23 protein-coding genes are annotated in these 22,982 nt (G+C 47.7%); 20 read left to right on the top strand and 3 right to left on the bottom strand.

Annotation, left to right across the window (positions count from 1 at the left end; all coding sequences use genetic code 11):
- Window positions 1-41: 41 nt before the first annotated feature.
- From KTH90_RS05260 to atpC, 11 genes are all read left to right on the top strand, one after another.
- Window positions 42-1,094 (top strand): type IV pilus twitching motility protein PilT, encoded by a 1,053-nt coding sequence (locus tag KTH90_RS05260; protein WP_158350839.1) that lies wholly within the window; start codon window positions 42-44, stop codon window positions 1,092-1,094.
- 247 nt (window positions 1,095-1,341) lie between these two features.
- The gene (locus tag KTH90_RS05255) at window positions 1,342-1,575 is read left to right on the top strand and encodes an AtpZ/AtpI family protein (RefSeq protein WP_238722850.1); all 234 of its coding nucleotides are present in this window, start codon (window positions 1,342-1,344) and stop codon (window positions 1,573-1,575) included.
- The gene (locus KTH90_RS05250) at window positions 1,572-2,015 is read left to right on the top strand and encodes a hypothetical protein (protein ID WP_238726387.1); all 444 of its coding nucleotides are present in this window, start codon (window positions 1,572-1,574) and stop codon (window positions 2,013-2,015) included. The genes KTH90_RS05255 and KTH90_RS05250 overlap by 4 nt, the downstream gene beginning before the upstream one ends.
- Window positions 2,016-2,756 carry a F0F1 ATP synthase subunit A gene (gene atpB / locus KTH90_RS05245; protein ID WP_238726386.1) on the top strand — a complete coding sequence of 247 codons (741 nt, stop codon included), beginning with the start codon at window positions 2,016-2,018 and terminating at the stop codon, window positions 2,754-2,756. It abuts the gene before it with no gap.
- A gap of 27 nt (window positions 2,757-2,783) precedes the next feature.
- Entirely contained in the window at window positions 2,784-3,038 is a 255-nt protein-coding gene (gene atpE / locus KTH90_RS05240; protein ID WP_158350840.1) for an ATP synthase F0 subunit C, read from the top strand.
- Window positions 3,039-3,121: 83 nt separating this feature from the next.
- Window positions 3,122-3,637, top strand: coding sequence for a F0F1 ATP synthase subunit B (atpF, locus tag KTH90_RS05235; RefSeq protein WP_158350842.1), 516 nt, complete (start codon window positions 3,122-3,124; stop codon window positions 3,635-3,637).
- Window positions 3,625-4,173, top strand: coding sequence for an ATP synthase F1 subunit delta (gene atpH / locus KTH90_RS05230; RefSeq protein WP_238726385.1), 549 nt, complete (start codon window positions 3,625-3,627; stop codon window positions 4,171-4,173). The genes atpF and atpH overlap by 13 nt, the downstream gene beginning before the upstream one ends.
- Before the next feature lie 49 nt (window positions 4,174-4,222).
- A complete protein-coding gene (gene atpA / locus KTH90_RS05225) occupies window positions 4,223-5,731 on the top strand; it encodes a F0F1 ATP synthase subunit alpha (RefSeq protein ID WP_238726384.1) in 1,509 nt (502 codons plus the stop codon).
- Window positions 5,732-5,746: 15 nt separating this feature from the next.
- Window positions 5,747-6,604: an ATP synthase F1 subunit gamma gene (gene atpG / locus KTH90_RS05220; protein ID WP_238726383.1), complete on the top strand. Its 858-nt coding sequence runs from the start codon at window positions 5,747-5,749 to the stop codon at window positions 6,602-6,604.
- Window positions 6,605-6,634: 30 nt separating this feature from the next.
- Complete coding sequence (gene atpD, locus KTH90_RS05215; protein WP_158350851.1) at window positions 6,635-8,041, top strand: F0F1 ATP synthase subunit beta; 1,407 nt, start codon at window positions 6,635-6,637, stop codon at window positions 8,039-8,041.
- A gap of 4 nt (window positions 8,042-8,045) precedes the next feature.
- Window positions 8,046-8,462, top strand: a complete 417-nt coding sequence (gene atpC / locus KTH90_RS05210) for an ATP synthase F1 subunit epsilon (RefSeq protein ID WP_158350853.1) — start codon at window positions 8,046-8,048, stop codon at window positions 8,460-8,462.
- Between the two features lie 267 nt (window positions 8,463-8,729).
- Here atpC and KTH90_RS05205 read toward each other — a convergent pair whose 3' ends face one another.
- Together KTH90_RS05205 and KTH90_RS05200 are read right to left on the bottom strand one after the other, a co-directional pair.
- Window positions 8,730-10,331: a response regulator gene (locus KTH90_RS05205; protein ID WP_238726382.1), complete on the bottom strand. Its 1,602-nt coding sequence runs from the start codon at window positions 10,329-10,331 to the stop codon at window positions 8,730-8,732.
- The gene (locus tag KTH90_RS05200) at window positions 10,324-12,120 is read right to left on the bottom strand and encodes a sensor histidine kinase (RefSeq protein ID WP_158350857.1); all 1,797 of its coding nucleotides are present in this window, start codon (window positions 12,118-12,120) and stop codon (window positions 10,324-10,326) included. Before KTH90_RS05200 ends, KTH90_RS05205 begins: the two co-directional genes overlap by 8 nt.
- A gap of 208 nt (window positions 12,121-12,328) precedes the next feature.
- On the opposite strand from KTH90_RS05200, the gene KTH90_RS05195 reads away from it, so the two are divergent.
- From KTH90_RS05195 to KTH90_RS05155, 9 genes are all read left to right on the top strand, one after another.
- Entirely contained in the window at window positions 12,329-13,723 is a 1,395-nt protein-coding gene (locus KTH90_RS05195; RefSeq protein ID WP_158350859.1) for an ABC transporter substrate-binding protein, read from the top strand.
- A gap of 67 nt (window positions 13,724-13,790) precedes the next feature.
- The gene (locus KTH90_RS05190; protein ID WP_158350860.1) at window positions 13,791-14,672 is read left to right on the top strand and encodes a carbohydrate ABC transporter permease; all 882 of its coding nucleotides are present in this window, start codon (window positions 13,791-13,793) and stop codon (window positions 14,670-14,672) included.
- Window positions 14,669-15,490, top strand: coding sequence for a carbohydrate ABC transporter permease (locus KTH90_RS05185; protein WP_238726381.1), 822 nt, complete (start codon window positions 14,669-14,671; stop codon window positions 15,488-15,490). The genes KTH90_RS05190 and KTH90_RS05185 overlap by 4 nt, the downstream gene beginning before the upstream one ends.
- Before the next feature lie 34 nt (window positions 15,491-15,524).
- Window positions 15,525-16,385 carry a glycoside hydrolase family 43 protein gene (locus tag KTH90_RS05180; protein WP_238726380.1) on the top strand — a complete coding sequence of 287 codons (861 nt, stop codon included), beginning with the start codon at window positions 15,525-15,527 and terminating at the stop codon, window positions 16,383-16,385.
- A gap of 65 nt (window positions 16,386-16,450) precedes the next feature.
- Window positions 16,451-18,946: a right-handed parallel beta-helix repeat-containing protein gene (locus tag KTH90_RS05175; protein ID WP_238726379.1), complete on the top strand. Its 2,496-nt coding sequence runs from the start codon at window positions 16,451-16,453 to the stop codon at window positions 18,944-18,946.
- Between the two features lie 230 nt (window positions 18,947-19,176).
- Window positions 19,177-19,656, top strand: coding sequence for a hypothetical protein (locus tag KTH90_RS05170; protein ID WP_238726378.1), 480 nt, complete (start codon window positions 19,177-19,179; stop codon window positions 19,654-19,656).
- A 152-nt stretch (window positions 19,657-19,808) separates the two neighbouring features.
- Window positions 19,809-20,558, top strand: a complete 750-nt coding sequence (locus KTH90_RS05165; protein WP_158350868.1) for a YwmB family TATA-box binding protein — start codon at window positions 19,809-19,811, stop codon at window positions 20,556-20,558.
- 274 nt (window positions 20,559-20,832) lie between these two features.
- A complete protein-coding gene (murI, locus tag KTH90_RS05160) occupies window positions 20,833-21,672 on the top strand; it encodes a glutamate racemase (protein WP_238726377.1) in 840 nt (279 codons plus the stop codon).
- 9 nt (window positions 21,673-21,681) lie between these two features.
- On the top strand, window positions 21,682-22,131 hold the full coding sequence (locus KTH90_RS05155) for a DUF1934 domain-containing protein (protein ID WP_158350872.1): 450 nt from the start codon (window positions 21,682-21,684) through the stop codon (window positions 22,129-22,131).
- A 212-nt stretch (window positions 22,132-22,343) separates the two neighbouring features.
- On the opposite strand, the gene KTH90_RS05150 is transcribed toward KTH90_RS05155, so the two are convergent.
- Window positions 22,344-22,814, bottom strand: a complete 471-nt coding sequence (locus KTH90_RS05150; protein WP_238726376.1) for a hypothetical protein — start codon at window positions 22,812-22,814, stop codon at window positions 22,344-22,346.
- Window positions 22,815-22,982: the final 168 nt, after the last annotated feature.

Below are 22,982 nucleotides of genomic sequence, written 5' to 3'. Positions count from 1 at the left end.
CAGACAGTAACGCTAAACCAGCAGAATCAGGAGGAATCGGTATGCCAGACATAGAGCAGATTATTATAACAGCACGAGACCTGAAGTGTTCCGATGTGCATATATCGGAAGGGCTTCCCATGGCCGTCAGAATCCACGGCAAGCTTCAGCAGGCGCCCTTTCAGTTAAACGATCATGAGACCAGAGAAGCCATTCTGTCAATGATTCCTGATCCCATGAGAACACAGCTGGAGGCCGGGGAGGATCTCGACTTCGCCGTCCAGACTTCCGACGGCCACCGGCAGCGTATCAATGTATTCCGGCAGCAGGGGAAGCTGGCGGCCACGATCCGTCTGCTGAACAGCACGATCCCCACGCTTGAGGAACTGGGGCTGCCTCCGGTGCTGCGTGAGATGGCATCCCAGCCCAGAGGGCTGATCCTGGTGACAGGCCCCACCGGCAGCGGTAAATCCACGACGCTGGCCGCCATGATCAACTATATCAACAACAGCAGATCCGATCATATCCTGACCATCGAAGACCCGATTGAATACGTCTACAAACAGAATTTGTCCGTAATCCATCAGCGGGAGGTAGGCAGGGATACCGGAAGTTTCGCCTCGGCTCTGCGCTCTGCGCTTCGAGAGGACCCCGACGTGATCCTGGTGGGCGAGATGCGGGACTATGAGACGATATCCGCTGCCGTCACAGCAGCAGAGACCGGCCATCTGGTCATGTCCACCCTGCACACCACGGGGGCGGCCCAGACCATCGACCGTATTATCGATGTCTGCCCGCCGGAAGGACAGAATCAGATCCGGACCCAGCTGGCCAGCATCCTTCAGGGGGTGGTCACCCAGTGCCTGCTTCCCACCGCGGACGGCCAGGGAAGATGCGCGGCTACGGAGATTCTGGTCGGCACCGACGCGGCGCTGAACCTGATCCGAGAGGGGAAAGGGCATCAGATGAGCTCGGTGATGCAGTCCGGCGCGGCACTGGGAATGCATACACTGAATGGCGATCTGGTGCGTCTGGTGAATCTGGGGAAGATACGCCGGGATGTGGCTGTACAGTATTCCAATGACCGAAAAGACCTGAACCAATATTTCGGATAAGCAGTTAGGAATAATATTCCAGATAAAAGGACAAACTTCTTGAGAAGAGAAGGGAGTCCTTTTATTCCGAATAAAATAATTAAGACGGCTAAATGGAATTTCCAAAATTTTACGAAAAGATTACACAATTTTAACGAATATTAGAATCTCAGAAAATCTATTTTTTAACAATATAGACAAAACTGGAAAAGATGTTATAATTATGTACAGAATGTCGATTTCTTAAAACGAGGAAAGGAGTAAGCATGTGAAGAAGAGCAAACGAAGCGTATGGAAAGCATTTGCCATGATTACGCAGTTTACCATTAACATGCTTGTCCCTATTTTTTTATGCGGCTTTTTAGGAATATGGATTCACCGCACCTTCGGGATTCCGGCGGAGATCCCGCTTTTTTTCCTGGGAGCGCTGGCTGGTTTTCGGAATGTCTATATCATGGCGAAGAGTGTATATGAGGATGACAAAGGGGCTAAGAAGAAATGAAGCGTTTGAGCCTTGTGTTAAAAGAACTTTTTATCGGAATACTGGTGTATGGTGTCATTGTGATGGGGATCGGCCTGTTGATTGCCAAAGATAAACCGCAGTATGCCTTTGGGCTGCTGATCGGGCTTCTGACGGCCGGGGCCATGGCTTTTCATATGGAGAAGGCGCTGAACCGGGCGCTGGATCTGGGAGAGGCGGGGGCGCAGAATCACATACGAAAGACCTATATGATCCGTACGGCTTTCGTCGTGCTTATTTTCGGTGTTACAGTATATTTTCACCTGGGAAGCGTATGGTCCTGTTTCCTGGGAGTGATGGGTTTGAAAGCAGCGGCTTATTTGCAGCCGTTTGTTGATAAATTGCCTTTTATGAAAGAGGCGGGCTCTGAAGGGGATCAGGGCGTAAGGGGTAATAAATTAATAATGAAAGAAGGTGAGTAGATGGCACATATGATGGCGGTCAGCCATCTGTTGGCGACGTCCTCGGAGAATGTGGACTTCATGGTCCACGGCTTGCTGAAATACCGGCTGTTCGGACAGGATCTGTGGATTACCACCACTCATGTCAGTATTCTGATTGTCATGTTGCTGCTGATTATTTTCTTTATCGTGGTGCACAGGAAGATGAAGAAAAAAGATCCGAATGAAGTACCGGGCGGATTCCAGAACGCGGTTGAGCTGATTGTGGAGATGGTGGACGGACTGGTCAGCGCCAATATGGGCAAGAATGCAAAGAAATTTGCCAATTACATCGGGACCATTTTTATCTTTATCCTGATCAGTAACATTTCGGGATTATTCGGTATCCGGCCGCCCACGGCAGATTACGGAGTTACGCTTCCTCTGGCGCTTATTACATTTGTGATGATTCATTATAATGATATCAAGCACAACCGGAGCGGAGCCTTTACCAGCCTGCTGGAGCCGATTCCGTTATTTCTGCCGATTAACCTGATCGGGGAAGTGGCGGTGCCGATTTCCATGTCCCTGCGTTTGTTCAGCAACATCCTGTCTGGGACCGTTATGATGGCGCTGGTTTACGGTTTGCTGCCGATTTTTGTAAAGGTCGGTATCCCCGCATTCCTGCATATTTATTTTGATTTGTTTGCAGGCGCGATTCAGACATACGTATTCTGTATGCTGACCATGGTTTATGTCAATGACAAATTATCAGACGAATAAGAAAAGAAGTTTAAGGAGGAATTTACTATGAATATTACAGGTCAGGATTTAATTTTAGCTTGTTCCGCAATCGGTGCGGGTCTTGCAGTTATCGCAGGTATCGGGCCTGGTGTAGGCCAGGGTTATGCAGCCGGCGCGGCGGCAGCGGCAGTTGGAAGAAATCCGGGTGCAAAAGGGGATATCACCTCTACCATGCTTTTGGGACAGGCCGTAGCCGAGACCACCGGTCTCTATGGATTATTGATCGCCTTCCTGTTATTGTTCGTACAGCCTTTGACCTGAGAAACGGACAAATAAAGGAAATACCCTTCGGGTATACCTGTATGTCCTGAAAAACGGACAAATTGAGGAAAGGAGGTCGAACCTTGGAACGATTATTTGGGCTTGATATGCAGCTGATCGCGGATACCCTGCTGACAGCGATCTCCGTGTTTGTATTGTTTACACTGGCGTCCTATCTGTTCTTCGATACCGTCCGGGATGTGCTGAAGAAGCGCCAGGACCGGATACAGAGCGATCTGGACACCGCTTCCAAAGAAAAATCCGACGCACTTGGCTATAAAGCGGAGTATGAAACGAAACTGCGCGATGCGGACAGGGAAGTGGAGGAGATCTTAAGCGCAGCCAGAAAGAAAGCAATGCAAAGCGAGTCAAAAATTATAGATGAGGCCAAGGAAGAAGCGGCCAGAATCATAGCGCGGGCCAATGGCGAGATCGAGCTGGAGAAGAAGCGCGCGCGGGATGAAATGAAGAAGGAAATGATTCAGATCGCCACCCTCATGGCTGGAAAAGTGGTGGCGGCTTCCATCGATGAGAAGGCGCAGAATCTTCTGATTGAGGAAACGTTAAATGAGATGGGTGATGAGACATGGCTAAGCTAGTGGCGACGACCTATGGGAATGCGCTCTTTGAGCTGGCCGTGGAGGAATCGAAAGTGGACGAACTGAATGAGGAGGCGGAAGCGGTGCTTCATGTCTTAAAGTCAGAGGCGGGGCTTTCGAAGCTGATGGACCATCCCAAGATTGTCAAAGAAGAGAAAAATAAAATAATAGAGAGCATATTCAAAGGCCGGGTCAGCGATGACATGGTAGGCTTCCTGCTCCTTCTGCTGAAAAAAGATCATTATGCGGAAGTGATTCCCACCATCGAATATTTTCTGTCGGAAGTCAAGGAATATAAGAAAATCGGTATCGCCTACGTGACCACGGCAGTAGAATTGAGCCAGACGCAGAAGAAAGCGGTGGAGGCGAAATTGCTTACCACGACCGGTTATCTGACTTTTGAGATGCATTTTTCAGTGGATGCGGCTTTGATCGGCGGCATGATAATCCGTGTAGGAGACCGGGTGGTGGACAGCAGCGTCCGATCCAAACTCATGGATCTGTCAAGGGACCTGATGAAGCTGCAGCTTGCCTGAACAACAGAAATGATATACAAATAACAAGTAAAGAGGGTGAAAACACTCCATGAATCTTAAACCAGAGGAAATAAGTTCGGTTATAAAGGAAGAAATTAAAAGATATTCCACACAGCTTAACGTCTCCAATGTGGGAACCGTCATACAGGTAGCAGACGGAATCGCCCGTGTCCATGGCCTGGAGAGCGCCATGCAGGGGGAATTGCTGGAATTCCCGGGGGACGTGTACGGTATGGTGTTGAACCTGGAAGAAGATAATGTGGGAGTCGTATTACTGGGTGATACGAGCAATATCAGCGAGGGTGATACCGTGAAAACCACCGGCCGGGTGGTAGAGGTGCCCGTAGGCGACGCCATGATCGGCCGGGTGGTCAATTCCCTGGGACATCCCATCGATGGGAAGGGACCGGTCCAGACCGACAAATACCGCAGAATCGAGCGGGTGGCATCTGGCGTTATCTTCAGAAAGTCTGTAGACACGCCGCTTCAGACCGGAATCAAGGCCATTGACTCCATGGTACCCATCGGAAGAGGACAGCGTGAGCTCATTATCGGTGACCGCCAGACAGGTAAGACGGCCATCGCTATCGATACGATTATCAACCAGAAGGGGCAGGGAGTAAAATGTATCTATGTGGCCATCGGCCAGAAGGCCTCGACTGTAGCTACGATTGTGAAAACACTGGAAGAATACGGAGCCATGGATTACACCACCGTGGTAGCATCTACGGCCAGTGAACTGGCGCCGCTTCAATATATTGCGCCATATTCCGGATGTGCGATCGGTGAAGAGTGGATGGAAAACGGGGAGGATGTGCTGATCGTCTACGACGATCTGTCCAAGCATGCGACCGCATACCGTACCCTATCCTTATTGCTTCGGCGTCCGCCGGGACGTGAGGCGTATCCCGGAGATGTATTCTATCTGCATTCCAGGCTTCTGGAGCGTGCGGCGAAGCTGTCCGACGAGCTGGGCGGCGGGTCCCTGACGGCGCTTCCGATCATCGAGACACAGGCAGGCGACGTATCCGCTTATATTCCTACCAACGTGATCTCGATTACCGATGGCCAGATTTATCTGGAAACCGAGATGTTCAACGCCGGTTTCCGCCCCGCAGTTAATGCCGGTCTGTCCGTATCCCGTGTGGGCGGCGCGGCTCAGATTAAGGCAATGAAAAAGATCGCGGCGCCGATCCGTGTGGATCTGGCCCAGTACCGTGAGCTGGCGGCGTTCTCCCAGTTTGGTTCCGAACTTGATGATGATACCAGGGAAAAGTTGGCCCAGGGCGAACGGTTAAAAGAAATCTTAAAACAGCCGCAATATAAACCCATGGCCGTGGAATACCAGGTCATCATTATCTTCGCGGCGGTCCATAAATATCTGCTGGACATTCCGGTAGACAGCATTCAGGATTTCGAAAAGGGATTATTTGAATTCGTCGCTACGAAGTATCCGGAAATCCCCGAGCAGATCCGGACGGATAAGCAGATGTCGGAAGAAACCCAGCAGAAGCTGGAAAAAGCAATTCAGGAGTTTAAAGCGAACTTTGGTAAATAAGCGAGGTGAAAACAGATGGCCTCTATGAGGGATATCAAACGCCGGAAAGGCAGTATACAGAGTACTCAGCAGATTACCAAAGCCATGAAGCTGGTATCCACCGTCAAGCTGCAGAAAGCCAGAGGCAAGGCGGAGAATACCAAAGCATATTTCGAGAGCATGTACCGGACGGTGACCTCCATGCTGGCCCGCTCGGGGAACATCGACCATCCCTATCTAAAAGGCGGGGAGTCTTCGAAAAAGGCAGTCATCGTGATCACTTCCAACCGTGGCCTGGCCGGCGGTTATAACATGAACGTTGCCAAGCTGGTGACCGGGTCGGGATTCCCGAAGGAAGATGTGGAGCTCTACACCATCGGAAACAAAGGCCGGGAATATCTGGCCGGCAAGGGATACCTGGTCCGGGAGGACTACTCCGATGTGATCAATGAACCCATCTACCGGGATGCCATGGATATCGGGAAAAAGGTGCTTAAATCCTTTGCAGCCGGGGAAGTCGGGGAGATTTACCTGGCTTATACCTGGTTTAAGAATACGGTGGTCCACGAGCCGCGGATGATGAAGCTTCTGCCCATCGAGATTGGGGATGTGAAGGAAGAGGACACCGGTTCTTCGGCTCCCATGAATTATGAGCCGGAAGAAGAAACCGCCCTGAACATGATCATACCGAAATATGTGACCAGTCTTTTGTACGGCGCGCTGCTGGAAGCGCTGGCCAGTGAAAACGGAGCCAGAATGCAGGCCATGGACGCCGCTACGAGCAATGCTGAAGAAATGATAGAACATTTATCCTTGTTGTATAACCGTGCCCGTCAGGGTTCCATTACACAGGAAATAACCGAAATAATCGCGGGTGCGGAGGCGATCAGCTGATGCCGGCAGCCGTGAAAGGAGTGAAAGAAGATGGCAGATAACAATAGAGGAAATATCGGAAAAATCACTCAGATCATCGGTGCGGTACTTGACATTAAGTTCAGTGAGGGACAGCTTCCTGAAATTAATGAGGCAATCCATATTGTCAATACGAACGGCGAAAAGCTGGTCGTGGAAGTATCTCAGCATCTGGGTGACGATACGGTGCGCTGCATCTCCATGGGCCCTACGGACGGACTGGTCCGGGGCATGGACGCCGTGGCCACCGGCTCCCCTATTATGGTACCGGTCGGCGAGCGCACACTTGGACGGCTGTTCAATGTGCTGGGTGAGCCGATCGATGAAAAGCCGGCCCCCTCGGATGTGGAATATTTACCGATCCACAGACCTGCGCCGGACTTTGAAGAGCAGGCTACATCCACAGAGATGCTGGAGACCGGAATTAAGGTCGTGGATCTTCTCTGCCCCTACCAGAAGGGCGGAAAGACAGGGCTGTTCGGCGGCGCCGGCGTTGGGAAGACCGTGCTGATCCAGGAGCTGATCCGAAACGTGGCCACCGAGCACGGCGGCTATTCCGTATTTACCGGCGTGGGCGAGCGTACCAGAGAGGGAAATGACCTGTATTACGAAATGCAGGAATCGGGAGTTATCAATAAAACCACCATGGTATTCGGCCAGATGAACGAGCCGCCGGGCGCCAGAATGAGAGTGGGACTTACCGGCCTTACGATGGCAGAGTATTTCCGTGATCAGGGCGGAAAGGACGTACTGCTGTTTATCGATAATATTTTCCGTTTTACCCAGGCGGGCTCCGAGGTATCCGCGCTGTTAGGGCGTATGCCCTCGGCGGTAGGCTATCAGCCCACGCTGCAGACGGAGATGGGCGCGTTACAGGAGCGGATCACATCCACGAAGAACGGCTCCATCACTTCCGTGCAGGCAGTCTATGTGCCGGCCGACGACCTGACGGACCCGGCTCCGGCCACTACCTTCGCCCATCTGGACGCGACTACGGTACTGTCCCGTTCCATCGTGGAACTGGGCATCTATCCCGCGGTAGATCCGCTTGAGTCCACTTCCCGCATTCTGGATCCCAGAATCGTCGGGGAGGAGCACTATCAGGTGGCCCGCGGTGTGCAGGAGATCCTGCAGCGCTATAAGGAATTACAGGATATCATCGCGATCCTGGGCATGGATGAGCTGTCCGAGGAGGAGAAGCTGGTCGTATCCAGGGCCAGAAAGGTACAAAGATTCCTGTCCCAGCCGTTCCATGTGGCCGTACAGTTTACCGGCCTTGAAGGCCGCTATGTTCCTATCGCGGAGACGATCCAGGGATTCAGGGAGATTCTGGAGGGCAAGCACGACGATATTCCCGAGAGTTATTTCCTGAACTGCGGAAGCATCGACGACGTTTTAGCCAAGGTGAAACAGGGGTGACCATATGGCAGACGATAAATTATTTCGATTAGAGATCATATCTCCCGACCGGGTGTTCTACCAGGGCGACGCGGCGATGGTAGAGCTGACGACCAGCGAGGGGGACGTGGGTATCTATAAGAATCATATCCCCATGACCATGATCGTTGTCCCGGGGATCGTTACGATTACCGAAGAAGAGGGCCAGAAAAAAGCGGCTCTGCATTCTGGGTTTATCGAAGTGCTTCAGGATAAGGTGACGATTCTGGCGGAGCTGGCCGAATGGCCCGATGAGATCGACTTAAACCGTGCGGAGGAAGCCCGTGTGCGGGCGCAGCGCCGGTTGGAGACCGCTGACTCCAGCATGAACATGATCCGGGCGAATATGGCGCTTCGAAAAGCGCTGGTGCGGATCGAGCTGGCGGAAGGAAAACAGAAATAGGACAGTAATAGGAAAGAAAAAGCCTACAGACAGTAAATAAGGCCCCAGCCGGGATATTTGGTTTCTGTTATCCCAGCGGGGGCTTTACGTAATCCTGTAACTGCATTCTTTTGTATTCCGTAATGTCAAAACAAGTCAGGAGATAGGCATCCAAATCTCCCCATTTCATTGGAGACGCCTTTGCCCGGGTCCAAACTCCATACCGCGGATTGTAGATTTGTGCGCTATACGGTTTTGCCGGTAACGATCTGTACTCATAAACGCCGCCTAGTTCCGCTTAGAGGACAGATATTTCCCCGGTGTCGTACCCATCCTTTTCTTGAATACCTTGAAGAAGTAGGCATAATCCTGATAGCCGCAGGCCTCCGCGATTTTATGGAAATCCCTTTCGCCCAGCTCCAGCATATGCGCTGCATTACTGATGCGGACGGTATTCAGATAATCAGCGAATCCCTGACCGGTTTCCGCTTTAAAAATGGTACTCAGATATCCACCGCTTATACCGATATCCTCAGCCACGGTCTGCTGGGAAATAGGTTTCGCAAAATCCCGGTTGATACAGGTTATGGCAGATTTGACATACAGGGAATCACCGGGCAGCAGCTGTTGTATCTGCAGGCATATGTTATGAAAACAGTCGAGAAACCAGTCCTGTATTTCATTTAACGTATTTAACTGTGTAAACAGCTGGTCGGGCGGAACTTTTTTGGCGATGATAAGATCCAGGGCAATCCCATTCTTTTTAGAAAGACGAGTGATAATACTGAGCAGGTCCATGCAGATCATCTGGACATTGGACCGGTTTTCCTTTTGCTTGGCCATACCCTGAAAGACCTGCCGGATTATAACCTCGGCATCCTGCCCGCTGCCATTTGTGATCAGGGCCAACAGTTTCTTTTCGATAGCATAATCGAGTCCCGATAACTCTTTTCGGGACACGGCTATATTTTGTGAGTGGATGATAGAATGATTTCCAGAATAAAATTTCAACTGCATGGCTTCCAGCGCTTTATTGTATGAGACACCAACATCCAGAATATTAGACGTTAATTCACCGATACAAAAGCTGGCTGAGATATTCAGATAATTTTTAAGGTTATAGGAAATCTGATTCAGAATAGAATGAATCTGTTCCTGTATCTTGCTGCGGCTGGGGATCTGGGCAAACGAGAGCAATATGCAGTAGATTCCCTTCTCAATATGAGTTAGCAGACCGGTAGGATGCTGGCTTAATAATTCATTGCCGATATTGAGAATTGAGAATTCCAGGATATTGCGCTGTTCGATCCTTCCCTGCTGTTCGATTTTCGCGTAGTTGTCCACAGACAATATGATCGGGATCAGGCTGGACAGATCCAGACGGATACCCAGCACTTTGAGATTCGCTTCCACCTCTTTTTCTGTGACGAACATATGACCGAGCAGATGCAGCACGAATTTTTCCTGAAGGGCAGTCAGCGTTATGTCCGGCAGAGTATTTAATGTACTATCTGTTTTCATGTTTTTTTTCAGATCATTCAGAATCTGAGCAAGATACTCTTTGTTCAGTTTATGCTTTAATATATAGTCCGACGCGCCGCTTTTTAATGCTCCGCGGACGTAGGAATACTCGTCGTAATTACTCAGAGCGATAAAACAAATTCCCGGATACTGTTCATGTACCTGACGGCAGAATTCAACCCCATCCATCTCAGGCATTTTCATATCTGAGAAGATAATATCGGGATGCAGCAGACGGACCTGTTCCAGACCGGTTCTTCCATTATCTGCCTCTCCGCATACGGTAAAATCCTCCGCCGTTTGCTGCAGAAATAATTTGATGTTCGTGCGAACCAGAAGTTCGTCATCGACGATTAATATTCTAAACATAATTCTCCACCTCATCTTTCACTACGATCGGAAGTGTCATCTCGAAACGCGTGAAGAGTCCCGGCTGGCTGATTATTTCAAGGTCATAATCCTCCCCGAAATACAGATGGATCCGTTCACGGATGTTATATATTCCAATGTGCCCCGCGTTCCGGTTCTGGTTCTTATGCATGATTTCCTGGATACGGTCATCGGTGATCCCGCACCCGTTGTCCTCCACAATTACTTTGAGATTATTCTCATCCGCCAGATATTCGACAAGCAGGATTCCACCGTCCGTTCTGTTCACCAGTCCATGCTTCAGAGAATTTTCAGCCAGTGGCTGGATGAATAATTTGGGTATGTAACAATCCATAATTTCTTCAGAATAATGCAGCTGAAAATCAAAAGAGTTGGTGTAACGGTAATTCTGAATTTCCAGATAGGATCGGAGAAAATGAATATCTTCCTGTACCGGAAGAAAGGCCCGGTCATCCATGCTGATATGCATGAGAGAGGAGAGGGATTCGGCCACCCTTCCGATATTGTGAATCCCCTGTATATTCGCGAGAAATTTAATCGTGTTCAGGGAATTATATAAGAAATGGGGATTCATCTGAAACTGGAGCGCAGAAATTTCCGCTTTCCGTTTCGCGGCTTCTTCTGTTTTAACCGCTTTAAGCAGGCCCCTGATACGATCCAGCATAGCCTTAAACTGAAGAAACAGGGAACCGATCTCGTCCTGAGAGGTTATCTCTATGGGCAGGTCCAGGCAGTCCCCGTTGATATTTTTGACGGCGCTGGTCAGCAAACGTATTTTCCGGGTTAAAAATGTGGTCACCAGGAAAATGCAGAGGATCAGCGCGATTCCTATGATCAGGGTAATCAGCAGGATCTTGTGTGAGGTGTTTGTAAAAGCCAGAACGATCTCTTTTTCGGGAATCACGCTCAGGGTGGTCCAGCCGGTGAGAGCGGAAGTGTTGTATACTACTAAGAGCTTACCGCTGTTTTTGTCACTGATATAAAAATACCCTTTTTCTGATTTCAGATTCCGGATAATTGCAGGTAACGCGGATTCTCCGCGTGCCATGTCTAAAATGTCAAGGGTAGGACTGAATAATACTTCACCGTCTGTTTTGTTTATCACATAAAGGGAAGAGGGAGAGGAAGAACTGGTATCAAAACATTCCTGAAATAGCTGCGCGCTGATGTCGACAGATACAAATCCTATTTTTTCTCCGCTGTAAGCCAATACAGGTTCCAGAACGGAAAACGCCAGATCCTTTTTCGTATTAAACCATTTGTGCGGATAATGAGGAGGAATCACGATATATTTTTTATTGCTGTCTTTTATTAGATCAATCCACTGATTTTCCTGCATAATTTCGAAAGAGGTGGGAATGCCGTAGGAAATAGAGTTATCACCTTTAAAATCACTAACCATCAGGCCATTGAGATTCTTCTTAAAACTGCACAGGCTGATGAGATAATCCGTGGCCGATTTTCGGTACCCGATAATCTCAGAGTCACTTAAATCTTTCTTAGATAATATGTTGAGTATATTCGTGGATAAGGAATTCGTGGAACGGACGGTTGTGAGAGCGGCCACGTTAATCATGTCCCGTACCTGGTTTTCAAATAACGTGTTGGAAACCTGCAGTACGTGTTCGGCATTCTGCAACGCGGTTGTCTGAGCTTCATGCTTCAATTCACTGTACCAGATACTGAGTACAATGGAAGAAAAGAGCAGGAACAATGCAGTCATAGAGAAGATAAATTCATATCGGATACTGGTAAAATGTCGTTTCATAGCACCCCTCTTTTGGACAAACAGTATAGTCAAATCATAAGTATTTGCATTTTGTTTGTCAAGTTATATAAAAAGAGTGTAAAAAATTCCTATAAATCCGAAAAAAGTGAAATGCCGGAGAAGGGTAAACATGATAAGATGAATATAGAGAAACAACCTGGCCGGGTAAGTTTTCATTATTAAAATCTTAAAAGAGAGAGGAATTGTTATGATAAAGTTTAAAAAATTATTGGCCATTGGCTTGTCAGTTGCAATGTTAGCTGGAATGGCCGGCTGTGGAAAAAGTGCTGCCGAATCGGAGAATACATCAGGTGATGCCGCCGGAGACAATACTGCGGCGGAGACAAAAGCCCCGGATGCGGATAAGACAGAATCCGGCAGTACGGGTAAAGTGGAGACATTGACGGTTCTGATGTATACGGACTGGTACAAATCCGGCTGGGAAGCGCTGGAAAAGTATATTAACGATAATTCACAAGAGCTCGGATTCAAACTGGAGATATCCAAGATTCAGGGCGGCGCCCAGGGCGACCAGGTACTCCAGACAAAATTTGCCACCGATGACCTCCCCGATATCATTCAGGTATACAAACCTCAGTGGGTGGAAGCCTATGTGAAGGGTCTGGATAAACTGGTGGATCTGACAGGCCTGGAATGCACTTCCGAGTATGATCAAAAAGTGTTGGACGGGACATTTATCTACAATGATAAATTATATGCAGTTCCGGTCGATTCCGTCGTACTATCCGGCATATTCTATAATAAAAAAGTGTTCGAACAGGCTGGAGTCGAGATACCTAAGACCTGGGATGAATTCCTGAATGTCTGCAAAACCTTAAAGGACCAGGGGATCACACCGGTATATTATTCCGGTAAGGATGCATGGAGTGTCCAGCCGCCTACCATAAGCGGACTCCTCTTAGACGCAGAGGAGAGAGGACTTGATTCCTTCGGACTGATGGACCAGATTAATGAACATAAGCTTACTTACAGCGAATGCACAAATTTTGTAGATATGATCCGGAAAACAAAAGATCTGATCGATCTGGGTTATGTAAATGAGACATACTTGTCTGATACAGTTGACAGTGCGCATCAGGCTTTGGCGGACGGGACCTGTGCCATGTATATTAACGGCACCTGGTGTGCGGATAATATCCAGCAGAAATTCCCCGACAAGATCGATGATATCGGAGCATTTGCCATGCCTGCCGACGATGGCAAGAATTACATCAATATGTTTACACCTTATTCCCTGGCCCTGACGACCCAGTGTGAAAATGTGGAACTCGGTAAAAAAGCGCTGAATTTCATTGCTTCCGCAGAGGCACAGCAGGTGTACGCGGATGCCCAGCCCGGTGTATATCTGAATCAAAAGATCACCAGTGATATTCCTTCCGCGACTGCGGATCTGAAGGCGATTATGGACAGCGGAATGTCCATGACTGACTGGGAAGAGATTAATAAGTATTCCTATGGTAATTTGAGCGAGCCGTTGCTGAACTACTATACCGGAACCTTAAAGGATGCAGCTGACGTGGCTAAGGCTTTGGATGATGAGACTGAGAGAAATGCAAAAGCTCAGGGTGATCCGAACTGGTAAAAGGAAAGATAGAATGAATCGAGCGGGGCTGTCGTCAGACAGCCCCATATTAAAGAAGGAACGGTATATGACAAAAACGAAATTAAAAAGATATTCCTATTCCATCGCAATCCCGGGTCTCGTACTCTACATATTGTTTTTTATCGTACCGGCATTGGGTGGTCTGTTTATCTCTTTTATTAAAATCCTGGGCTTTGACGTGGCTTCGGCAAGGTTCGCGGGAATCCAGAATTATCTGGATGTGTTCAGCCAGCCGAATATGCGGGGAGCCATGTTTAACTCCTTTATATTCGCATTAATCACCACCGTATTCAAAATGGTAATCGGTCTGGCACTGGCCGTAGCGCTCAACCGGAAATTCGCATTGACCAACGCGATGCGCACAATCTTTTTCCTGCCAGCTGTTATCAATACCGTAGCGGTGGGACTGATCTTTTCCTCCCTGATGCATCCCGCCAACGGCCTGATCAACTCTTTTCTGAACTTTGCGGGCCTTGGAAGCCTGGCCCAGTCCTGGCTGGTAGATCCGAAGATCGCTATATTTTCCGTATGTGCGATCGAGATATGGAAATGGTCGGGTTTTACCATGGTGATACTCCTTTCCGGCATGCAGACCATAGGGAAAGATTATTATGAAGCGGCCGAGATCGACGGGGCTACCGGCTGGAAAAAATTCCGATATATAACTTTTCCGCTGCTGCTGCCTGCATTTAACAACGCATTGATATTGAATATTATCGGAGGATTAAAGGTATTCGATCTGGTTCAGGCAACGACTCAGGGCGGCCCCGGATCGGCTACGGAAGTGTTTGGAACGGTAATCTTTAAGTCCTTTGGATCGGGCAGGCTGGGTGAAGGATGTGCCGCCAGTATCCTGCTGGCGTTGATTATCGCTGCGATTGCTATGCCGACGTATAAATATATTGCCAATCGGGAGGTGGAGATGTGAAAAAACGCAAAATTACGAATTCGGTTGTGAATGCCGTATTATGTATCTGTGCGCTGATCATTCTGATTCCGATCTATATGGTAGTCATCAATTCGTTTAAGGACCGCAAAGAAGCGGCCATGATGAATATCAAGCTGCCTTCCTCCTGGCATGTGTTGGAAAATTATAAAGAGATGTTCATTGAGGGGGGAATCTTAAGAGGCTTTTTGAACAGCATGGGAATCACGGTCATCTGCGTGCTGCTGCTGGTTTTGCTCTGTTCTGCCATGGCTTTTGTATTGCAGCGCAAGAAGAGCCTGTTCTCCAAAGCGATTAATATGGTAGTCATTTTTGGCCTGGTACTGCCTGTACAAATTATCCCAACCTACTTTGTGTGTAACTTTTTCCACCTTCCCCATGTGCTGGCGGCTGTGCTGGTGCTGGTTGTGGCAAATATGTCCTTTACTGTTTTTTTGTATACCGGATTTATTAAAAGTATTCCTTTGGAAATCGACGAGTCTGCCTGGCTGGACGGAGCGGGACAGGTGCAGCTTTTCTTTCGGATTATTTTTCCATTGCTTCAGCCTGCGACTATTACCGCGATTATCATTAATTTCATGGCGGTATGGAATGATTTTGGAATTTCGATCTATTTCCTCAACAGTGCTAGAAATTATACGCTGCCCCTTACCATATATAATTTCTTTGGAAATCATAGCTCTGACTGGCAGCTGGTATTCGCGAACGTGGTACTCTCAACGCTGCCGGTGGCGATTGTGTATCTGATTCTGCAAAAATATATTATTTCGGGTATGACGGCAGGGGCGGTGAAGGGATAGGCGTGTCATGGAAAAGGGCGGAATGGAGATTAAGATGAAGAAATGGCAGCTTCAGGATATCAGGATCAGAGATCCGTTTTTCCTCAAGGAGAACGGCGAGTATTATCTATATGGGACCACAGATGTGAATACCTGGGAAGGAAACGGCGAGGGTTTCGACTGCTACCGAAGTAAAGACCTCAAGCTGTTCCAGGGGCCTTATCCGGTATTTCGGGCGCCTCAGAATTTTTGGGCCGACCGGAATTTTTGGGCGCCGGAAGTCTGGAAATACCGCGGCAGATACTATATGATAGCGAGTTTTAAAGCAGAAGGGAGATGCAGAGGTGTACAGGTGCTGATCTCGGATGATCCCAGAGGACCATTTGTCCCGGTAACTGATGGACCGGTTACACCGACTGACTGGGAGTGTCTGGACGGAACACTCTGCTTTGAGGATGACGGAGTGTATATGGTTTTTTGCCATGAATGGATCCAGACAGGAGACGGCTGTATCTGCGCGGCGAAAATGTCCGGGGACCTGACGAAACTGACCGGGGAACCTGAGGTTTTATTTCACGCATCTGAAGCGGAGTGGCCGGTCATCCACAGGGAATTTGATTCAGAAGGCTTCGTGACAGACGGGCCATTCCTGTTCAGAGACGAAAACAGCCGGCTTCATATGATATGGTCCAGTTATGGAGAGAAGGGATATGCGGTCGGTATCTCCCATGCACAGAAAGGGGTGATTGGGAAGTGGAATCATGAGAGAAATACTGTTTTAGAAAAAGAGGGTGGCCACGGAATGATATTCGAGGGGCCGGAAGGCAGGACGCTTCTGGTGGTTCACACGCCGAATACATGGCTAAAAGAGCGGGTGAAATTGTATTCTGTCGAAAAATTAATATTAGGAGGGTAAGGTTGAACAAAATGTTCACCCATCCCTGAATTTATGGCGCGGTAAACGCGCCACTGGAGGAAAGTATGAAAAAAATAATTGCAGTGATGTTAACAATGACCATGTGCCTGGGGCTTGTATTGACTGCCAAAGCTGCGCAGACGGATGAAAATGATGTCCAAACCATGAACACCGAATCAGTGAAAACTTATTACATCGATGATGTTAGCGGAAGCGATAGTGCTGCGGGTACCAGTGAACAGGCAGCCTGGAAAACTCTTGAGAAAGTAAACGGGACTATATTTCAGCCGGGAGATAAGATCTGTTTTAAGGCAGGCGGGACCTGGACAGGCATGCTTCAACCACAGGGATCCGGTACAGCCGGGGCTCCTATTGTCCTCGATATGTATGGAACAGGGAATAAACCGTTGATTCAGGGGAATGGCGCTGAGGCAGCTATCAAGCTGGATAGTCAGGAGTACTGGACGGTCCGCAACTTTGAGGTTACCAATGAAGCGGCGGAACGTGGTATCCGCCAGGGGATTTTCGTCAATGGGAAGACCGATAGCATCACTCACGGGATTACCATTGAAGACTGTGAAGTGCATGATGTAACCGGTGAAAACCGCAGATCGATGCCCACCTATGAGAGTATGTATTGGAATTCCGGTATCTATGTAAGTATGCCGGGCAGGTCCACCAACAGTGTGCATTATGACGGAGTACTGATTAAGAACAATTACGTGCATGATGTACTGACAAGCGGGATTCGAATCAATCAGCGGGAGGATTTTATCGTTGATCAATATCATACAAATGTAGTGATCGAAAACAATACCATCAGCAGAACCGGTTCAGATGGTATGATCGTAGCGAATTGCGTATCACCGCTCATCCAGTATAACCTATGTTACGATGCCGGCGCATTGGGGAATCAAAGCGATACCAAGATTATTGCAGGAATGTGGACCTGTGGTACAGACGATGCGTTATTCCAATATAACGAGGTAGCCAGAACCAGACTGTTTGACAGTGATGGAACTGCTTTTGACACGGACTGGGGAACCGGCGGCGTGACGACCTTCCAGTATAATTACACACATGGCAATCAGGGCGGATTCTGGCTTGACTGTGCCGGCATTAATAAAGATCCTGGCCATATTAAGACCGTTTTACGTTATAATGTGAGTGTGGATGATGAGCAGTATATTATCCGGGCGGGAGATATGCCCACCGAAATTTATAATAATACATTTTATAAATCCAGCGGAAAATTGGATGCATGTTTTGGCAATGCCGGCACCAATCATCAGTTCTGGAATAATATATTTAATTTCCAGACAGACCCTGACTGGGCGTCCTCGGTCTATGAGAACAATCTGTACTATCCCTGTCAGGCAAATCCGGCAGACCGCTATGCGGTTTCAGGAGATCCGGAACTCGTGAACCCGGGTGTCACAGGTGACGGAATGGGTTATGCAGACAATTATAAGATCAGCAATACATCCATGTGTATTGGCAAGGGAGTCTACCTTCCGGATAACGGCGGTAAAGATTTCTGGGGAAATAATCTGGACAAAGGTTCCTATGATATTGGCGCTCATCAGACTTCTGTCACAACGGGACAGAGCGAAGACACCTATGTGTTTACCAGAGATTTCAGCACACAGCAAGGAGGCCGCAACTGGTATTATATGGAGAAAACTGCCAACGGTTATCAGGATCTTACGTGGAATCCATCGGAGAATAAGTGGCAGGGAAGCGGCACGTATAACCTGATTTGGGCTCCGGGAAATATGCATCCGGACAGCAATGATACGGTATTGGCGTGGAAGGCGCCTAAGGCGGGCAAGGTGCAGATAATCGGCAATCCAAGGAAAGCAAATACAGGGAATGACGGTGTAAATGTTAAAATTTTACAGAATGACAACCAGGTTTGGCCTGCTAACGGCTGGCAGTATATCGGAGGATCCGATACAGCAGGTGTGTCCCATGATTTTACGGTAACGGTCAACAAGGATGATATGCTGTACTTTGTACTCAACAAAAACAGCAACAATTATAGCGACGGTACATACTGGAATCCACTGATCACTTATAATATAGAAGAAAAATATAATTTGACAGCGGATTTTTCCAGTGTTCAGGGTACCGACGGCTGGTATTACCTGCAAACCAGTGACACAGGATATTCCGAAATGAACTGGGACAGCAGTATCAACAGGTGGAAAGGGACGAATCAGTACAGCCTGATCTGGGCCCCGGCGCAGCTGCATCCCGACGGAAATGATACGGTCGTTGCCTGGGAGGCTCCCCATAATGGTGAGATTACGATTCAGGGGAATCCCAAAAAGGCGAATACGGGTTATGACGGCGTGAGAGTAAAAATACTGAAAAACACAGCCAATATATGGCCGGATCAGGATTGGAATACAATCGGTGGATCGGATACCACAGGATTGGTACATAATATAACAACTACAGTACAGACGGGCGATCGGATTTATTTTATTGTAAATCAAAATCAAAATAATTATTCGGACGAAGTAAGCTGGAGTCCGACTATCACATATAACAATTAGTAAGCTTCTGTAATGTCTATGTAAGCTTCTGTTTATAAATATTATAACGAAGCGTTAAAACAAAATACAGATGGAGGCGGACAGCAGTCCTAAAAGCGGCTGTCCGCTTATGAAAAAGGTGATGCTTTATCGGTAAAGCAAGAAAAAAATGGATATTATTGGGAGCGGGTATTATTTTTATACTGACGGTCTGCGTCCTGATTTTGCACGGAAAAAGGCCTGCCATCATTGTGAATGGCGATAAAATATATGAAGATGAGTTTACATTTCTCAGCAAAGTATCAATAGGGACTGACCACCGCGATCTTACAGATTCAGAACGTGTGGTCCGCGCAAAGATCGAGCAGCAGTATCTAAAGGAAAATGGTTTTGTGGATCATATCACTTATTCAAGTTTTCGAAATAAATTAAAAGAAGAAAATAATAAAAGACAGCAGGCGCTTAAATCGGGCGGAAAGGTTTATGGGCCGCAACAATTTGATATGTTCGTATATTATGATTATTATTATAGCGAGGCAAGAAATAGCATGATATCGGGCATCATGGAAAATCAGATAACGGATCAGGAGGTAGCCGAGTACTGCATCTGTTTGGGGTATACAGGAGAACCCGGCGAGGATGAGAAGAATATGGCCAAATACAATATAGCGCTTCAGCGCTACTGGTTTAATATTGAACAAATGATCTCCGACGCCGTAGTAAAGAAATAAAATTTGAAATTTATTTGAACCAAAAAAAGACAGAGGTATGAGGAAAGCGAATGTTCCCACTTTCATGAACCCTCGCAATCTATAGAAAATGAATAAGGCCTCCTGAAAATGTCAAAACTAAGAAAAAGAGTACCACTTAGGAGGTCTTTAAAATGAAGAAAGTATTAGTTGGACTTGTATTGATTCTATGGGTCCTGGCCGGTGTCCAGTTATGGAATCTGTACGGAGTCCGGGATCAGGGAAAAATCGTAGAAGCATTCCACAGTTCCGGCTTTATGAATACAAAGAGTGTAGTGGAAGGCAGCGGGCGCCTGAACACCACCTATCTGAGCCTGAGCGGAAGAAAAACGATGGTTCAGGACATAGCCAATATCCTGGGGATTCAGGAAAACTACACGCTCACGGAGACTTACGAAGACGGACAGGCCAAGACTGTTCTCCATGTAAAGGCCAAACAGGCCGAAACTACGATCCAGATCATCACCAATGAACAAAAGCACGATGCGAATGTAATCGACGCCAAACAATATCTCCTGACAGATATCACCCTGTACGATCTGGACAGCGCCCTGGGCTACAAAGAAATACTCGATAAAATCTACCAGGACTACCGGATAGACACCGAAGTATCCCTGAATCTGATCGGTACCCACCCCGGCCAGATGACATTGAACGAGCGCAACACTATGGCGGACCAGCTGCTGGAGCAGATCGAGGGCAAGGTGGTCTCCGAACATCGGGATGAAGAGCTGTTCACCATCTATGCATACACCAAGTTAATCAAAGATTATGATATGCGGAGCGGAGAACCGGTGAATGTTAATATAGCCTTTAACTACGACGAATCTCAGAATGTAACAAACGTATATCTCTCTACCCCAATCATCCGGGAAGACTACTAGTGAGTCCGAGGAAGTGTATGAGCTTCAGGCGCTGAGTTGCTAGGGACCGGAGCAGTCGGGCGTAAGAGGGGTCTCTGGAAAATGGGGTAATATAAGGAGCGGGAGCCGAGACGATTCGGCTCCCGCTCCTGCACTATTTAAACATCCCAGCCATAAGTAGTAAAATCCCTAAGGACAATACTTGAATAATTCTGCAAGAAAGGTTATTATGTAACATATACTGTTGTATCGGCTTATAGATAGATAGAGAGTAAGAGCATGAGGTAATACAACCATGAAAGATATAGATATTCATCAGGCTCCGATCGGGGTGTTTGATTCCGGGGTCGGCGGCCTGACCGTTGTCCGGGAGATCATGCGTCAGATTCCCCAGGAGCGGATCGTGTACTTCGGGGATACGGCCAGAGTCCCCTACGGAAACAAGTCGAAGGATAATATCATCCGATATTCCAGGCAGATCATTCGGTTTTTAAGGACCCAAAAGGTAAAGGCGATCGTGGTAGCCTGTAACACGGCCAGTGCCTGCGCGCTGGAGGAGATCCGCCCCGAGCTGGATCTTCCGATTATCGGGGTGATCAAACCCGGAGCGAAAGTGGCTGCTAACACTACCAGAAACGGGCGCATTGGGGTTATCGGCACGGAAAGTACGGTAAAAAGCCAGATGTATACGGATTTTATCCACGATCTTAATCCGGATATCCAGGTGATCGGGAAGGCATGCCCTCTGTTCGTGCCGCTGGTGGAAGAGGGATGGCTTAAGGATCCTGTGACAGAAGAAGTGGCGGGACGGTATCTTGAGGATATGAAACATGCGGACGTGGATACATTGATTTTGGGATGTACCCATTATCCTCTGCTGCGTTCTACGGTTGGCAAGGTGATGGGCGGCCGGGTGACTCTTGTAAATCCTGCCTATGAGACAGCACTGGAATTGAAGGAACTGTTACGAAGAGAAGGAATCGCCGCAGTGGGTACCTCCGGCTCTGCAGAAGAGGTGTGGCCCGAACACCGGTTTTTTGTCAGCGATCTGGCAGACAAATTCAAAGATTTTGCCAATTCGATACTGGCCTGTGAAATTAGTCAGATCAGGCAGATTCCCATTGAAAACTATTAGGAGAAACATATGACAGACCAAGTTTTATTAAGTATATCCGGCCTGCAGTTTATGGAAGATGAAGGGGTAGAACCGGTAGAGGTGGTAACGGTTGCGGATTATTACAGGAAAGAAAAAAGCCACTATCTGATTTACGATGAAGTACTGGAAGGCATCGAGGGAAAGATTAAGAATATCATCAAGGTAAAAGAACATGTACTGGAAGTCACCAAAAAAGGGCTGGCTAACGTACATATGGTATTTGAAGAAAATAAGAAAAATGTGACATATTATACCACTCCCTACGGCAATCTTCTGATCGGCCTGATGGCTACCAGCGTAGATGTCAATGAGAGCGATAAAAATATTAATATCCAGGTCGAATATCAGCTGGAAGTGAACTATGAGTTCCTGGCAGACTGCACCATAACGATGAATATTAAAAGCAAAGAGGCCGGGGATTTTTCGCTCCAGCAGTAACGGATTTACTCCTGAAATGATAATCAAGACAGACAAGAAAATGGAGACAAAAAATACCAGATATCAGTAATACGGTAATGCCGTTTACTCTATCTGGTATATTTAATTCTTTCTATGCATTTTGCTTTCATAATTATCCCTGCAACAGTCTGCCGGAATATTGTGTGGGATTCGATCTGTCTGGGCATGCGGCCTTATTTAGCGGATGGAACTTATTTCGCATTCTTATCCACATAATTCTTCGCTTTGTTTCTCATCCGTTTGAAGAAGCCCTGTTTTTTCTTCGGCGCCTCCAGCGGGCCGCGGATTCCGCGCACACTGGTTATGTAGATACCGCTGACGACAGCTTTTACTTCCTTCTTCACGGGAACCAGTTCAAAGATAGATTCCTCACAGACCAGAGACATGACTTTAGGACCAACTTTAGCTTTTACAATCGGAAGTTTGGAACGGCGCAGCCACTTTGGCGTCTGGTCAATCACCATCTGGGGCAGGCCGGATTCCTTCATCCGCATTCGTTTCTTATCAATAATCAACATGCTGACATTCTGAGCCATGGCGTCCATCTGTTCTTTTTGGGCTGCCTGTTTCTTCTGCGCTCTTTTACCAAAGAAATATAATGCAACAACTGCGACGATCAGCACTCCAAGTATCACTAACAAAACAATGGTTAACGTATTCACGGTATCCCTCCTACTTTCCTGACAATTTCATATCGCTTGTCTTCCCGCGTAAATAATATTGTAGCATTGATTTGCGCCGTGCGCAAGCATTCCCAACCGCAAAATAAAAAAAATAATGGGGCCGGCCTTCCCCGATGAAAAACAGAAAAAAACATCTACAAAAAAGAA

The organism is Diplocloster modestus (assembly GCF_019042245.1).
Classification (GTDB): Bacteria; Bacillota; Clostridia; order Lachnospirales; family Lachnospiraceae; genus Diplocloster; species Diplocloster modestus.
This window is presented reverse-complemented; position numbering and strand designations above follow the sequence as displayed.